Source organism: Kribbella sp. NPDC050820 (assembly GCF_040653975.1).
GTDB lineage: Bacteria > Actinomycetota > Actinomycetes > Propionibacteriales > Kribbellaceae > Kribbella.
In genome coordinates this window covers 184,074-198,042 of record NZ_JBFAHB010000002.1, presented here as the reverse complement: position 1 = coordinate 198,042, position 13,969 = coordinate 184,074, and the positions used below count along the sequence as shown (strand labels likewise).

General features: G+C 70.9%; 13 protein-coding genes. 5 read left to right on the top strand and 8 right to left on the bottom strand.

Going from position 1 to position 13,969, the window contains the following annotated elements:
- Window positions 1-2: 2 nt before the first annotated feature.
- Entirely contained in the window at window positions 3-971 is a 969-nt protein-coding gene (locus AB0H36_RS03260) for a 1-phosphofructokinase family hexose kinase (protein ID WP_360515651.1), read from the bottom strand.
- A complete protein-coding gene (locus AB0H36_RS03255; protein ID WP_360515648.1) occupies window positions 968-1,735 on the bottom strand; it encodes a DeoR/GlpR family DNA-binding transcription regulator in 768 nt (255 codons plus the stop codon). The genes AB0H36_RS03260 and AB0H36_RS03255 overlap by 4 nt, the downstream gene beginning before the upstream one ends.
- Before the next feature lie 127 nt (window positions 1,736-1,862).
- Between AB0H36_RS03255 and AB0H36_RS03250 the strand changes: the two genes are divergently transcribed.
- The 3 genes from AB0H36_RS03250 to AB0H36_RS03240 are packed head-to-tail and all read left to right on the top strand — an operon-like array spanning window position 1,863 to window position 5,314.
- The gene (locus tag AB0H36_RS03250; RefSeq protein ID WP_360515645.1) at window positions 1,863-3,524 is read left to right on the top strand and encodes a putative PEP-binding protein; all 1,662 of its coding nucleotides are present in this window, start codon (window positions 1,863-1,865) and stop codon (window positions 3,522-3,524) included.
- Window positions 3,525-3,581: 57 nt separating this feature from the next.
- The gene (locus tag AB0H36_RS03245) at window positions 3,582-4,541 is read left to right on the top strand and encodes an ATP-binding cassette domain-containing protein (RefSeq protein WP_360515642.1); all 960 of its coding nucleotides are present in this window, start codon (window positions 3,582-3,584) and stop codon (window positions 4,539-4,541) included.
- Complete coding sequence (locus AB0H36_RS03240) at window positions 4,538-5,314, top strand: ABC transporter permease (RefSeq protein ID WP_360515639.1); 777 nt, start codon at window positions 4,538-4,540, stop codon at window positions 5,312-5,314. Before AB0H36_RS03245 ends, AB0H36_RS03240 begins: the two co-directional genes overlap by 4 nt.
- A 36-nt stretch (window positions 5,315-5,350) precedes the next feature.
- Here AB0H36_RS03240 and AB0H36_RS03235 read toward each other — a convergent pair whose 3' ends face one another.
- Window positions 5,351-6,634: a BNR-4 repeat-containing protein gene (locus tag AB0H36_RS03235; protein WP_360515636.1), complete on the bottom strand. Its 1,284-nt coding sequence runs from the start codon at window positions 6,632-6,634 to the stop codon at window positions 5,351-5,353.
- A 39-nt stretch (window positions 6,635-6,673) separates the two neighbouring features.
- Window positions 6,674-7,762: a serine hydrolase domain-containing protein gene (locus AB0H36_RS03230; RefSeq protein WP_360515633.1), complete on the bottom strand. Its 1,089-nt coding sequence runs from the start codon at window positions 7,760-7,762 to the stop codon at window positions 6,674-6,676.
- 81 nt (window positions 7,763-7,843) lie between these two features.
- Here AB0H36_RS03230 and AB0H36_RS03225 point away from each other — a divergent pair, with 81 nt between their 5' ends.
- A complete protein-coding gene (locus tag AB0H36_RS03225) occupies window positions 7,844-8,425 on the top strand; it encodes a TetR/AcrR family transcriptional regulator (RefSeq protein WP_360515630.1) in 582 nt (193 codons plus the stop codon).
- Here the strand turns inward: AB0H36_RS03225 and AB0H36_RS03220 are convergent.
- The 3 genes from AB0H36_RS03220 to AB0H36_RS03210 are packed head-to-tail and all read right to left on the bottom strand — an operon-like array spanning window position 8,394 to window position 11,615.
- Window positions 8,394-9,527, bottom strand: a complete 1,134-nt coding sequence (locus AB0H36_RS03220) for an MFS transporter (RefSeq protein WP_360515627.1) — start codon at window positions 9,525-9,527, stop codon at window positions 8,394-8,396. The two genes, AB0H36_RS03225 and AB0H36_RS03220, sit on opposite strands and share 32 nt — an antisense overlap.
- A 38-nt stretch (window positions 9,528-9,565) precedes the next feature.
- The gene (locus AB0H36_RS03215) at window positions 9,566-10,435 is read right to left on the bottom strand and encodes a polysaccharide deacetylase (protein WP_360515624.1); all 870 of its coding nucleotides are present in this window, start codon (window positions 10,433-10,435) and stop codon (window positions 9,566-9,568) included.
- A gap of 52 nt (window positions 10,436-10,487) precedes the next feature.
- Window positions 10,488-11,615 carry an NADH:flavin oxidoreductase gene (locus AB0H36_RS03210; protein ID WP_360515621.1) on the bottom strand — a complete coding sequence of 376 codons (1,128 nt, stop codon included), beginning with the start codon at window positions 11,613-11,615 and terminating at the stop codon, window positions 10,488-10,490.
- Window positions 11,616-11,733: 118 nt separating this feature from the next.
- Between AB0H36_RS03210 and AB0H36_RS03205 the strand changes: the two genes are divergently transcribed.
- Window positions 11,734-12,324: an urea carboxylase-associated family protein gene (locus AB0H36_RS03205; RefSeq protein ID WP_360515618.1), complete on the top strand. Its 591-nt coding sequence runs from the start codon at window positions 11,734-11,736 to the stop codon at window positions 12,322-12,324.
- Here the strand turns inward: AB0H36_RS03205 and AB0H36_RS03200 are convergent.
- Entirely contained in the window at window positions 12,321-13,880 is a 1,560-nt protein-coding gene (locus tag AB0H36_RS03200; protein WP_360515615.1) for a helix-turn-helix domain-containing protein, read from the bottom strand. The two genes, AB0H36_RS03205 and AB0H36_RS03200, sit on opposite strands and share 4 nt — an antisense overlap.
- Window positions 13,881-13,969: the final 89 nt, after the last annotated feature.

Below are 13,969 nucleotides of genomic sequence, written 5' to 3'. Positions count from 1 at the left end.
CGTCAGCCACGCGGCGACGCGACGGAACGGGGGGCCAGGGCGACGACGCTGACGCCCGCAGGACGGAGATCACCGGGCCGCGGCATCGCGGATCCGGCGAGCTGGACTGCGGCGGCGCCGAACGCCACCGCCTGACGCAACCGATCGGCCGGCCCCGCTCCGGCCAGGTCGGCAAGCAAGTAGCCGGCCAGGGTGGCGTCACCCGCGCCGACGGTGTTGATCGGCACGACGGCCTCGGCCTTCCCGAGCCACGCCGTACCGGAGCCGTCGACCAGCACGGCCCCGTGCCGGCCGAGCGTCGCGAGCACAGCCCCGGCGCCACGAGCGATCAGCGCCCGGGCCGCTTCGGCGACGAACGACGGATCAGCCTCGAGCCGCGCGATGTCGTACCCGGTGAGCTCGGCGAGCTCCTCCGCGTTCGGCTTCAGCAGATCCGGTTGGAGGGCCGCAGCGGCCACTGCGCGCAGCGGTTCACCGGACGTGTCGACGGCGACCGCACATCCCTGCTCGTGCAGCGCCGCGACCAGCTCGACGTAGAAGTCCGCAGGCACAGCCGGTGGCAGTGACCCCGACAGCACCGCCCACCGAGCATCGGCTGCTTCCTTAAGTACGGCACCAACCAGTGCTTCGAGAACCGAAGCAGTGAGCGGCATCCCGGCCTCGTTGAGCTTGGTCGTCGTACCGTCCGGCTCGACGACGGTCACGTTCACCCGCACCGGATGCGGTACGTCGACCGCCCGGTAGGCAACCGTCTGATCGCGCAGCGCGGCCAGCATCCGGTCGTCGGCACCAGCAGGCAGCACCGCAATCGCAGGCGCTCCCGCAGCCGTGAGCGCCCGGGCGACGTTCACACCCTTGCCACCCGGCTCACTCCGCACAGACACCGCCCGCTGCACCTCGCCACGGCGCAACTCCCCCGCAAGCTCGATCGTCCGATCAACACTCGGATTCGCAGTCAGCGTGACGATCATGCGATCACCACCTCGACCTCGCGGGTCTCGAGCTCTCGGACCACGGCTGGGTCGATCGCGTCGTCGGTGACCAGTACGTCGACGTCGTCGAGGGAAGCGAAGCGGACCAGGTGCTCGCGGCCGATCTTCGACGAGTCGGCGACCACGACGACCTGGTGCGCGGCCGCGATCATCGCCCGCTTCACGGCAGCCTCGTCGGTGTCCGGGGTGGTGAGACCGTGGTCGACCGTCAGCGCGTTGGTGCCGATGAAAGCCAGGTCGACCCGCAGGTCTGTCAACAATCGGACAGTCTGATCGCCGACAGCGGCCTGGGTCTCGCCGCGGACGCGGCCGCCGAGCAGGTGCAGGCGGACGCTGTCCGACGCACCGAGCCGGGCCGCGATCGGCACCGCGTTCGTCACGACCACGAGCTGGCGGTCCACCGGCAGCAGCGAGGCGATCCGGGCGGTCGTCGTACCGGCGTCGAGCAGGACGCTGCCGCCGCTGCCCGGCAACAGCTCGATCGCGGCCTTCGCGATCCGGTCCTTCTGGTCCGCCTGGGTGGCGTCGCGCTCGGCGACGCCCGGCTCGATCACGGTCAGCGCGGTGGTCGACACCGCACCGCCGTGGACCCGGCGGAGAAGGCCGGCCCGCTCGAGCTGAGCGAGGTCGCGGCGCACCGTCTCGGTGGTCACGCCGAGGTCGGTCGCGATGCCGCTGACCGTGACCCGGCCCTGCTCACGGACCTTGGCGACGATCGCCGCCTGCCGCTCCTCCGCGTACATATCGGCTCCAGATCTGCGTTTCGTTGGGATTTTGTGTTGTTTCAGTTGGTTTTACGCCCGATCTATTGACATGTCAAGACCTCTGTTCGTAACGTCCTGGCAATCCAGCCGAGCTAGAGGACCCGTCATGAACCACATTTCGAAGGGCGTCCCCGTCGTACCGGGTGTCGGCTACGGGCCGGCCATCCGCCCGGAGCCGCGTCCGGCGATCCCGGCCCCGACCGCCGTCGCCGAGCCGGACCGGGCCGCCGAGGTCGCCAGGTACGACGCCGCCGCGGCGACCGTCGCCGAACGGCTGGCCGCCCGCGCCGGACTCGCTTCAGGCGCGGCGGCCGAGGTGCTCAGCGCGACTGCCGACCTGGCGCGCGACCGGGGACTCGCCGCTGCGGCGGCCCAGCGGATCCAGTCCGGAACCGACGCCGTCCACGCCTGCGCCGGTGCGACCGACCAGTTCGCCGCCCTCTTCACCCAGCTCGGCGGCCTGATGGCCGAGCGGGTCACCGATCTGCACGACATCCGGGACCGGATCGTCGCCGAGCTCACCGGCCAACCGGAGCCCGGCGTACCGCATCCGTCCGAGCCGTCCGTGCTGATCGCTGACGACCTCTCCCCCGCCGACACCGCCGGCCTCGACGAGCTGACCGTCGCCCTCGCGACCCGGCTCGGCGGGCCGACCAGCCACACCGCGATCATCGCCCGGCAGCTCGGCATCCCCTGCGTGGTCGCAGTCACCGACCTGCCCGAAATCCCAGCAGGTACGCCGGTTCTGGTGAACGGCGACACCGGCGAGATCCTGGTCGAGCCAGACGAGACAACCGCCCGCGCAGCCGTCCGGGATGCCGCCGCGCAGCGCGCCGCGACCGAGTCCTGGCAAGGGCCCGGCCGCACCGCCGACGGTCACCCGGTCGGCATCCTCGCCAACGTGCAGGACGGGGCCTCCGCCCAGCAGGCCGCCAAGAGCCAGGCCGAAGGCGTCGGCCTGTTCCGGACCGAGCTCGCGTTCCTCAACCGCGAGACCGAACCGGCCGTCGCCGAGCAGGCCGACCTCTACTCCGAGGTACTGCGTGCCTTCGCCCGCCGGAAGGTCGTCGTACGGACCTTGGACGCCGGATCCGACAAGCCGTTGGCGTTCACCGGCGCGACCGACGAGCCGAACCCCGCGCTCGGCGTCCGCGGCCTGCGACTCGCCTTCGCCGATCCGGGCATCCTGGACCGCCAGCTGGATGCTATCGCCCAGGCCGCGGAAAGAACCGGTGAGCAGCCGTGGGTGATGGCTCCGATGGTCGCCACTGTCGCGGACGCACGGTTCTTCGCCGAACGCGCCCGCAGCCGCGGCCTCGTCGCCGGCGTGATGGTCGAGGTCCCTGCAGTCGCCCTGCTCGCCGACCGCGTCCTCGACCACGTCGACTTCCTGTCGATCGGCACGAACGACCTGACCCAGTACACGATGGCCGCGGACCGTCTGTCGCCTGAGCTCGCCAACCTCACCGACCCGTGGCAGCCCGCACACCTCGCGCTGGTCGCACAGGTCGCCCGCGCGGGCCAGACCGCGGGCAAGCCCGTCGGCGTCTGCGGCGAGGCGGCCGCGGATCCCTTGCTGGCCTGCGTTCTCGTCGGCCTCGGCATCACCTCGTTGTCGGCAGCAACCGCCGCCCTCCCCGCCGTCGGCGCTCGCCTGGCCACGGCGACCCTCGACCAGTGCCGAGCCGCCGCAACCGCAGCCCTCGCCGCCGAAGATCCCGCCACCGGTCGGGAGGCGGCCCGCACGGCGCTGAACCAATCCGGTTGACGCACGGATGATCGAGTAGTCGACTGGGAGGTCATACCGAGCTGGGAGGGGCACGGCATGGACCACTCGATCTGGGCGGAAGGGTTGACCAAGCGGTTCGGCGAGACCGTCGCGCTGGCCGGGGTCGACCTGGCGGTGCCGACCGGCAGCGTCCTCGGGCTGCTCGGCCCGAACGGCGCCGGGAAGACGACCGCGGTCCGCGCACTCGCGACACTGCTGCGTCCCGACGAGGGCCGCGCCACCGTCGGCGGGTACGACGTACTGCGCGAAGCTCACCAGGTCCGGAAGATGATCGGCCTGACCGGCCAGTACGCCGCGGTCGACGAGAACCTGACCGGCACCGAGAACCTGCTGCTGATCGGGCGCCTGCTCGGCCAGTCCCGGCGCGCCGCGCGCCAGCGGGCCGCCGAGCTGCTCGAGGACTTCGGTCTGTCCGACGCCGCGGACCGCGCGACCAAGACGTACTCGGGCGGCATGCGGCGGCGGCTCGACCTGGCCGCGAGCCTGGTCGGCCGGCCCAAGATCCTCTTCCTCGACGAGCCGACCACGGGCCTCGACCCGCGCGCACGACTGGAGCTGTGGAACCTCGTCCGCGACCTGGTGCGCGGCGGATCCACGGTCCTGCTCACCACGCAGTACCTGGACGAGGCCGACGCGCTGGCCGACAACATCGCCGTCATCGACCACGGCAAGCTGATCGCGACCGGCACGCCGGACGAGCTGAAGGCGAAGGCGGGCGCGCAGTCCCTCGCCGTGCGCCCGGCCGATCCGTCGGACCTGCCCACAGTCATCGCGGTCGTCGGCGAGCTGGCGCAGGCCGAGCCGGAGGTCGACCGCGAGGAGGTGACCGCACCGGTCACGGACCCCGCTGTGCTGCCGGCCGTCGTACGGCGGCTGGACGACGCCGGTGTCGTGATCAGCACGCTGACGTTGCGCAGCGCGAGCCTGAACGAGGTGTTCTTTTCCCTCACCGGCCACACGGCCGAGGAATCGTCCGAAGAGGAGGTCCGGGCATGAGCGTCGGAGTCACTCCCGTGCAAGGCCTGCGGCAGTCGGCCACGCTGGCGTGGCGGACGATCGTTCAGATCCGGCACAACCCGTGGGAGCTCGGTGACTTCAGCTTCCAGCCGATCCTGTTCCTGGTCCTGTTCACCTACATCTTCGGCGGCGCCATCGCCGGCAGCACCGCCGACTACCTCCAGATCACCCTGCCCGGCATCATCGTGATGAACATGTTCTTCGTGACGATGTACGTCGGCACCGGACTGAACACCGACCTGACCAAAGGCGTCTTCGACCGGCTGCGGTCGCTGCCGATCGCCCGCTGGGCGCCGCTGGCCGGGCGCATCACCGCGGACCTGGTCAAGCACGCGTGGTCGGTGTTCCTGCTGCTCGCCGTCGGCTACCTGATGGGCTTCCGGGTCGAGACCTCGGTGCTGAGCCTGCTCGCCATGGTCGGCCTGGTGCTGTTCTTCGCGCTGGCCTTCTCCTGGATCTCGGTCCTGGTCGGGGTGCTCGCACGTGATCCGGAACAGGTGCAGATCTTCGGCTTCACGGTGCTGTTCCCGATCACCTTCGTCAGCAACGTCTTCGTTCCCACCGAGACGATGCCGGGCTGGATGCAGCCGATCGTCGAGGCGAACCCGGTGACGATCCTGTCCGACGCCGCCCGCGGCCTGCTCATCGGCGGCCCCGTGGCGGAGCCGGTCGCCTGGTCCCTGCTGTGGGCGTGCGGGATCATGGTCGTCTTCGCGCCGATCTCGGTGCTCGCGCTACGGCGCAAGGTGTGAGCACGGTATGAGCACGGAATGAGCAAGGTCTGAGGTTCACCCGCGCGGCCGGTCGAGCAGGACCACCTCGCAGTCGTAGTGCTGGGAGGCGGTCATCGGGCCGCGGAACCAGAGCAGCGGGACGCGGTTCGGGTCGCCGGGGGCGACGATCGGCCGCAGGTTGTCGACGTCGGAGTCCTCGGTGACCGGCGTCCACGTCGTACCGCTGTCGCTCAGGCGCGCGTGGAAGATCTCGTGGTGCGCCAGCTCCGTGCCGTCGCGCGGGTCGATCGGTGTCGAGACGTACAGCGAGTCCAGGTCGTAGGGGTCGATCGCGACCAGGCCGGTGTAGTCCTGCTCGTGCGGCAGCAGGCCCGGTCCGGCCTTGGCCAACTGCTGGACGTCCCACTCCGCACCCGGGGCGAGCCGTGCGTAGAAGTAGCGGTGATCACGCACCACCCGGTGCCGGTCGGAGTCCTTCGACGGCGCTTCCTGCCGGGCGAGCAGTACGGCGGCGATCGTGCCGTCGGCCCCACGCCGGATGTCGAGCGTCCAGCAGTGCGTCATCTCCTCGCCGTCCCACAACGACCCGGCCTGCAGGACCGTGGTGAGCTCCACCTGCGACGGTGCTTCGCCTTTCAAAGCGACCGGATCCACCACGGTCCCGTCGCTGCGGTGCAGCGCTCCGGCTTCCAGGTAGCCGTGGTAGATCGAGTTGTTGTAGTCGCGCGGATGGTGGTCGGTCGTCACCAGGTCGATCCGCGTCGGCGTCGAGACGTACCGCGTGTAGCCGTTGACGTAGCCGACCTTCGGCCGGGTGAACAGCTTGCCGGCGTACGTCCAGGAGTCACCGTCGTCGTCCGACACCAGCGCACACGGGTCGTCGTTCACCGCCCGCGCGAAGCAGTAGAGCCGCCCGTCGAGCACGTGCAGGTTCGAGTACGTGACCCCGCGCCTGCCGGTGAACTCGCTCCAGTCGAACGTCTGCTCCGGACCCCACGTGCGCGGATCACCCGGCTCGCTGATCCGCCACCGGGTCAGGTCGTCGGTCTTGTGCTTGGTGTAGACGGCCAGCCACCGCCCGTCCGCCCGCCGCCACAGCGCCGGCACATCGTGATCGTCCGCCTCGAAGTTCTCATGCAGTACGACGACCTCGCTCGAGCCGGACCGCAGGTCGACCACCGTCAGCTCGACGTTCCCGGACCGCTGGTCAGCCCCAGGCCCTTCCGGCGCCGCGATCGACCCGACCACCAGCGTCTGGCTGTCCGGGTCCACCACCGCCCGCTCGTCCTGAAACCAGCACCACGCACCGTTGTCATTGATCACCGCAGGCTCGCCCATAGGCCCCCAGTCTGCCAGCAAGCGCTTACCAACACGACCTCACCCGGCGTTTTCCAGCGCGGCGAGCAGGTCGAGAGGGCGGTTGTCCGGGGCGGGGCGGACCTCGTTCATCAGGTAGGAGAAGGAGATTGCGCGGGTCGGCCAGGCTCCGTGGCGGGAGCCGCCAGCGCCCGGGTGGCCGAAGGCGTCGGCGGGGCGTCCGAGGTTGGCGGACGGGGTGTGGAGCTCGAAGCCGGCGCCGTACGCGATCTCGCTTCCCCAGGTCGGTTCGATGCCGCGCCGGAGCTCGCGCCGGCCCAGCGCGACCGTCTGCGGGGTCAGGACACCGTCGGCCAGGAGGGACGCGTAGAAGCGGGCCATGCCGCGGGCGGTGGCGAATCCTCCGACGGCGGCGAGGCCGGCACTGCGGTATTCAGGACTGTTCCAGATCTTCTCCGCGCCCGGGACCCACAGCGGGTTGCGGTTGAGCCGCAGCAGCGGGTCGGTCTGTGATTCATCCATGAGTACGCCGTCCGGCGCGACCATCGTCGTCGCCCGCCAGTGCAGCTCGTCCGGGAGCCCGATCCACACCTCCAGGTCCAGCGGCGCGGCGAACTCGTCGGCGAAGAACTGCCCAGCCGTGCGCCCGTCGACGCGGCGGATCAGCTCGTCGACCAGCCAGCCCCACGTGATCGCGTGGTACATGAACGCGGCCCGCGGGTCCGCCGCCGGAGCCTGAGCCGCCAGATGGGCAGCCATCACGTCATGGTCGAGCAGGTCGGCGTACCCGGCCTCGACCCAGGGCAGCCGGGCCTGATGGGACAGCACCTCGGCGATCGTCGTCTCGCCCGCGCGGAACGCCGGCCAGTAGCGGCCGAGCGGATCGTCCAGCGACAACCCCCCGCGCTGCACGAGCAGCAGAACACAAGCGGCCACGAGCCCCTTGGTCCCGGAGAACATCAGCTGGACCGCGTCCCGATCCCAGGCCCGCCCGGTGTCGCGATCCGCGGTCCCGCCCCACAGATCGACCACGAGCTCGCCGTTTCGGTACGCCGCGAACGCTGCCCCCAACTCGCCTCGCTCGGTGAAGTTCCGCGTGAACGCCTCGGCCACGCCCTCGAATCCCGCTGCCGTCCAGCCATCGATCATGGCCGAGATAGTACCGATCGTTCTTATCTGACGCCAGTACATGAGAACGATCGGTACTATGAGCGGCGGAGGTGGTGCACGATGCCGGTCAAGGCGGGTGAACGGCTCGACCCGGAGGCGACCAGGGCGCGGATCCTGGCGGCGGCGTCCGAGGTGTTCCGGCGGCGCGGGATCCATGCCGTCGGCATCAACGAGGTCGCCGAGGCGGCCGGCGCGTCGAAGCTGACCATCTACCGGAACTTCGGCTCCAAGGAGGGCCTGGTCGAGGCCGTGCTCACCGACCGGACCCAGCGGGTGCGGGCCTGGTACCAGCAGGCGGTCGACCGGGCCGACGCCGGGCGGGACCGGATTCTCGCCGTCTTCGACCTGGTCGCGGCCTGGTACGCGGAGGCCGGCTTCCGCGGGTGCGCGATGATGAACGCCGCGACCGAGGACCGCGCGCACGACGGCGCACCCCAGCGGCTCGCGCAGGAGCACCTGACCTTCTACCGCGACCTGTTCGGCCGGCTCCTCACCGAGGCCGGTGTGCGTGACCCCGCGACCACGGCGCGCCAGCTGGTCATCGTCCTCGAAGGGGCGACGATCGTCAGCGCGATCGACCGGAACCCGGCGCTTGGAGCCGAGGCGCGGGTCATCGTGGAGACGTTGCTGGACGCGGCCTGAGGAACACGAGGCAGACCAGCACACACGCCGTACCGGTGCCCGCGGCAACGAAGAACGCGGCCGGGAACCCGAGCTGCTCGGCCACGAGCCCACCGAGCGGGCCGGCCGCCATCACCCCGAGATCCCAGAACGACGTCATCACGCCCATCGACACCCCCGGCCGCAGCCCGCGCACCCGGTCGAGCGTCATCGACACACACGACGGGTAGATCAAGGCCAGACCCAACCCGGCCAGCCCGGTGAACACCAGTGCAGTCACCGCCGCATCAGCCAGCGCAAGCCCGGTGAGCGCCACGACCTCGATCGTGACTGTCCAGGCCGCCACCGCGCGCCCGCCGTACCGATCGACCAAGGGACTGCCTGCGAAGCGCACGACCAGGAACGCCGCGGCGAAGACCGCGAGCGCGTAGCCGTCCGCGCCGATCCCGTCGTCGCGCAACCGCAGCACGAGCAGTGCGGCGATCGTGCCGTAGCAGTACGCCGCCAGGCCGATGGTTGCGCCTGGCAACGGTACGCCGACCGGCACCAGGTCCCGGATCCGGCGAATCCGGACCAACGGCTCGGCCCGCGCTGGATCCGCACGCGTCGACAGCACCAGCACCATCGACAACCCCGCGAGTCCGACGATCGTCCACCAAACCCACTCCCCCACCAGCGACGCGATCACCGGCCCGCCCGCCAGTCCGCCCCACATCGACAGGCCGAACCAGCCCGCGACCCGCCCACGCTGCGCGACCCGGGTGCCGGCCAGCACCCACGGCAAGGCCGCCGAGAACAGCGCCGCCTCCCCGGCCCCCATCACCAGCCGAGCGATCAGCAGCACGGCGAGATTCGGCGCCACCAACTGCCCGACCCCACCGGCCGCAGTCAGCGCTCCACCGAGCAGTACGACGGGACGCGACCACCCACCGTCCGCGAGCCAGCCGGCGAACGGCCGCCCCAAAGCCGTTGCCAGGAAGGCGATCCCGACCGCGGTCCCGCTGGCCAGCGCGCCCCCGCCGTACCGCTCCGGCACGTACGTCGGCAACGCCTGCAACGCGGCGCCGAACGCGAGATACCCACACAGGACTGCCGCCCACAACCGCCGGACCGGGACCGTCATGGGCTAGATAATACCGATCGTTCTTATCTCGTCCGGCGTCAGTCCGGGTAGACCGTCGGATCGGCGACCACCGACGGCGGCTTCCGCGGTCGTAGCGTGCTGTCCGATCGAGCCGCAGCGGCGAGATCGCGGCAGCGGGCGAAGCTGACGTCGCCACAGGACTGCGCGTACTCGATCAGCTCCCGGACGGCGAGCAGCCGGCTGGGCCGACCGGACAGGAACGGATGCAGGCACAGGTTGAACAGACATCGGTAGTGCCGCATGCCGTCCAACTCCGCGCGCCACAACTCGAGCACCTTCCTGGGCGACTCGATCACCGACCCGATCTGCGGCTCGGGCAGGTAGGCGTACTGCTCCCAGTCGTCCAGCGACCAGTGCACCGGCAGCTCGGTGACCGGCCCGCCCTCGACGTCGAGCAGGTACGGCCGGTCGTCGCCCATCAACGAGGAGTCGTAGGACAGGCCGTGCTCGGCGACCAGCTCGAGCGTGGTCCGGGTGGCCTCCCACAAGGCCGCCCGGTGGCCGGCGATCTCGATGCCCTGGGCATCGAAAACCGCCAGCGCCCGTTCGAAGTCGGCCCGCTCCTGCGCCGGGGTCAGCGAGGTCGGCGCCCGGTGGCTGTAGGAGTGGTGCGCGACCTCGTGCCCGTGCTCGACGATCGTTGCCGCCAGCCCCGGCCGCTGCTCGGCCACCCACCCCGGCACGAAGAACGTCGCCGGTACGGCGAGCTCCGCCAGCAGCTCCAGGATCCGCGGTACGCCGACGTCCGGTCCGTAAGCCTGGTGCGACATCACCATCAGGTGATCCGCGTACTGCCGCCCGGCCGCGAGGATCGGCGTCTCGACGTCGACGTCGAACGTCAGCGTGACAACGGCCGCCGCACCGCCATGCCACGTGAGCCCGGTCATGGGGCCTCACAGCCCCATGAACCGCCGCGCGGCAGCGCGGCATCCGATACCGTCATGACCGACCAGTTTGCCACTGCCTTGCGTTCGCCAGCGTTGCCGCGGGCTCGATCAGCCTGCGGTCGAACCGCTGCAGCTCCTGGTTCTCGGCCAGTCGCCGCGGCAGGTCCGGGTTGGCCAGCGCACCGCGAGCCAGCGACAGCAGGTCCGCATGCCCGTCGGTCAGCACCTGATCCGCCTGCGCCGGGTCGTGCATTCCGCCGTTCGCGATGACCGGCAGCCCGGTGACCCGCCGGGCCAGCCCGGTGAGCGTCTGCCCGCCGTGCAGCCTCGCGGTCTCCAGCCAGTTCCGGCCCTCGCTCGCGATGTGCAGGTAGCCGATGCCCGTCGCGGCAAGCGCCTCGTAGATCGCCTCGGCCTCGTACGCGCCCCCGGGCCACCGGTACTCAAGGTCGTTCACCTTCGTCTGCGACAGCCGCACGCCGACCACGAAACCGGACGGCGTCGCGTCGACGATAGCCCGCGCGACCTCGGCGGTCAGGCGGATCCGGTTCGCGACGGGTCCGCCGTACGAGTCGGTCCGCTGGTTGGTGTAGACGGTGAGGAACTGATCGAGCAGGTAGCCGTTCGCGCCGTGGATCTCGACACCGTCGAAACCCGCCTCGGCCGCCCGGACGGCGGCGACGGCGAACCCGTCGACGATCTCGTCGAGCTGGGAGACCGAGAGCTCGGACGGGACCGGCCACGGCCCGGAGCCGCCGTACTCGGTGAGCATCTCGTTGAGCGGCTGGACGGCGGACGGCCCGACCCGCTCGGTGGTGCGCGGGTTGCCCTGCGAGATCGCACCGGCGTGCATCAACTGGGCGACGATCGGCCGGCCCGCGGCGTGGACGCGGTCCGTCACCTGCCGCCAGCCCTCGACGTGCGCCGCCGTGGCGAGCCCGGGCTGGTTCAGATAGCCCTGGCTGTACGCCGAGTCGGGGTAGGTGCCCTCGGTGATGACCAGGCCGAACCCGCCGGCCGCGAACTCCGCGTAGTAGTCGGCCATCTCGGCCGTCGGCACCCCGTCGGGGGTGGCGGAGACCCGGGACATCGGCGCGACCGCGAAACGGTTCGCCAGCGCCAGGCCGCCGAGGTCTACCGGCTCCAGGGCCGGGTGAACACGAGTCGTTGTGAGATCCATGGCCCCCACTCCACCAGGCGCGACCGCCCCCAAGCGATGGACCGATCCACAGCACTACCCGGAGAACGGTGGAGGATCCTCCACTGAACCGCTCGCGCGAGGCTGCTTCGGTTGAGGTATGCAGACTGTCGCGCGCACTCACGTCCCCGCCCGCTCCGGACGCGCCGTCCGGGTCCGTCGCGGCCAATCCGTCCGGGTCGTCGATCTCGCCGGCCAACAGGTCGGCGACCTCTTCGCGTACGTCGCCACACCCTCCGGCGTCACCGGGGAGCACCTCAGCGCCTCCCACACCAGGGCCGCGACCAGCCGGCTCTTCCCGGCCGTCGGCGAGAGCTTCGTGACCGATCAGCGCCGGCCGATCCTGACCCTGGTCGAGGACACCTCACCCGGCCACCACGACCTCCTGATCGCCGCCTGCGACGACGCCCGGTACGCCGGTCTCGGCGTACCGGACCATCCGTCGTGCGCGCGGAATCTGCGCACGGCGCTCGGCGTCGACGTCGTGCCTCAGCCGGTGAACGTGTTCATGCACATCCCGGTCCGGGCCGGCGGCGCCCTCGACTGGTTGCCCGCAGCAACTGCTCCCGGTGACTCGATCACGTTCCGGGCGGAGCTCGACTGCGTCGTCGTGGTCTCGGCCTGCCCGCAGGACCTGACCGTCATCAACGGATCGCAGCCCACCGATCTCGCCATCGACGTGCTGGACTAGCGCGACAGCTCGTCCGCTTCGAGGGCCAGGTAGAGGTCGACCCGGTCCTCGGTGCGGGCGACGTCGCGGCCGGTCAGCTCGGTGATCTTCGCCAGCCGGTTCCGCAGCGTGTTGACATGCACGTAGAGGGCGGCCGCGGTCGCGCCGTACTGACCGTCGTGCGCGAGGAACACCCGGAGCGTCGACTCGAGTTCGCCGGCCCGCTGACCGTCGTACTCGCGCAGCGGTCCGAGCACGCCGTCTGCGAAGCCTTGCAGCGTGCCCGAGTCCTGCAGGCCGAGCAGCAACCGGTGGGTACCCAGCTCCTGGAACGACGCCACCGCCTGACCACCGCGGCGCCGCCGGAGCACCTGACAGGCCTCCCGCGACTGCACCAACGGCCGCCGCAACTCCGCCGCCGACGCAGCCACCTCGCCGAGCCCGACCACCGGACGCCGGTCCGCAAACCGCTTCCGCACCGCCGCGCAGAGTGCCTCGGCCAGCGACTTCAGCTCCTGCCGCGGACGCTGCAGTACGGCGACCACGTCCTGACTGCCACCGGCCACAACGACCGCCAGGCTCTCGGCCAGGAAGAAGTCCCCGACCGTCTCCGACAACCCCGGCGGCGCCGACTCGTTGCCGTCGGCAAAGGCGATCGTGAGCACCACCAGCTCCCCCGACGGATCCACCCCGAACGCGCGGAGCCGGTCCGGCACCTCTGCCGCCCGCTGCGCACCCGACAGGATCATGTCGAGCAGCTCGGAGGCGAACCGCAGCTCGATCGCCTGGATCGCCTGCTGCTTGGCCACTTCCAGGCTGAGGAAGCGCGCCGCCTGATCGAGCGCGTCCTGCTCCGGCTTGCTCAACCGGCTCACCGGCCGCAAGCACAGCAGCGCCGCATCCGTGTCCCCCACGGCCCCGACCAGGAACACCGTCGCCCGCCCTTCTTCGCCGCCGAGATCCACCTCGAGCGGCGGTGGGTGCCGAGCCAATCCGTCGGCGACGATCCGCCGCTGCTCCGCGGTCAACTCCAGCCCGGTCGATGCGAGCGGCCTCGCCATCCGGTCGACGACAGCCAGCGGCAGGTCGTGCTCCCGGCGCAGTACGGCGAGCACGCCGGACGCCCCGGCGCCGCGGGAGATCGCCGAGGCCAGCGCATCGCCCCGGCGAACCATCCCGACCAGCGCATCACGCCGCTGGTCGGTGTGAATCGCCGACGCGGCCTCGGTCACCGCCGTGAACGGGACCTCGATCGCGATCTCCGCCAGCGGCAGGTCCTCCTGCCGGCACGCCTCGATCAGCTCAGGCGGCGTCGACGGCGTCTCGGTGCGCAGGCCGAACACGATGCCCGCGGCCCCCGCCCGCCGCACACTCGCCGCGAACTCCGCCGGGCTCGTCTCGGTCAACCACAGCCCGTTGGTCAGCACGATCTCGCCCGCCCGCACGTACGGCGACGGATCGGGCAACTCGGTGTTGTGCACCCACAACGCCTCGCGTTCGAGCGCACCGTCCGGCCCGGGCACCAGCAACCGAAGCCGGAGCGGGGCGTTGCCGATCAGGGCTGCCAGGCTGAGCATGGTGTGAACATATCCAGTCGGACCCGCATTTCACTAGACATCTACCCACTGCCTCGAGGAGGTGGCTCTTGGTTATCTGAGCCAACTCG

Bases quoted from the DNA above. Each gene is read 5' to 3' on its own strand.
- AB0H36_RS03260 (WP_360515651.1), bottom strand. From the start codon at position 971: ATGATCGTCACGCTGACTGCGAATCCGAGTGTTGATCGGACGATCGAG.
- AB0H36_RS03255 (WP_360515648.1), bottom strand. From the start codon at position 1,735: ATGTACGCGGAGGAGCGGCAGGCGGCGATCGTCGCCAAGGTCCGTGAG.
- AB0H36_RS03250 (WP_360515645.1), top strand. From the start codon at position 1,863: ATGAACCACATTTCGAAGGGCGTCCCCGTCGTACCGGGTGTCGGCTAC.
- AB0H36_RS03245 (WP_360515642.1), top strand. From the start codon at position 3,582: ATGGACCACTCGATCTGGGCGGAAGGGTTGACCAAGCGGTTCGGCGAG.
- AB0H36_RS03240 (WP_360515639.1), top strand. From the start codon at position 4,538: ATGAGCGTCGGAGTCACTCCCGTGCAAGGCCTGCGGCAGTCGGCCACG.
- AB0H36_RS03235 (WP_360515636.1), bottom strand. From the start codon at position 6,634: ATGGGCGAGCCTGCGGTGATCAATGACAACGGTGCGTGGTGCTGGTTT.
- AB0H36_RS03230 (WP_360515633.1), bottom strand. From the start codon at position 7,762: ATGATCGATGGCTGGACGGCAGCGGGATTCGAGGGCGTGGCCGAGGCG.
- AB0H36_RS03225 (WP_360515630.1), top strand. From the start codon at position 7,844: ATGCCGGTCAAGGCGGGTGAACGGCTCGACCCGGAGGCGACCAGGGCG.
- AB0H36_RS03220 (WP_360515627.1), bottom strand. From the start codon at position 9,527: ATGACGGTCCCGGTCCGGCGGTTGTGGGCGGCAGTCCTGTGTGGGTAT.
- AB0H36_RS03215 (WP_360515624.1), bottom strand. From the start codon at position 10,435: ATGACCGGGCTCACGTGGCATGGCGGTGCGGCGGCCGTTGTCACGCTG.
- AB0H36_RS03210 (WP_360515621.1), bottom strand. From the start codon at position 11,615: ATGGATCTCACAACGACTCGTGTTCACCCGGCCCTGGAGCCGGTAGAC.
- AB0H36_RS03205 (WP_360515618.1), top strand. From the start codon at position 11,734: ATGCAGACTGTCGCGCGCACTCACGTCCCCGCCCGCTCCGGACGCGCC.
- AB0H36_RS03200 (WP_360515615.1), bottom strand. From the start codon at position 13,880: ATGCTCAGCCTGGCAGCCCTGATCGGCAACGCCCCGCTCCGGCTTCGG.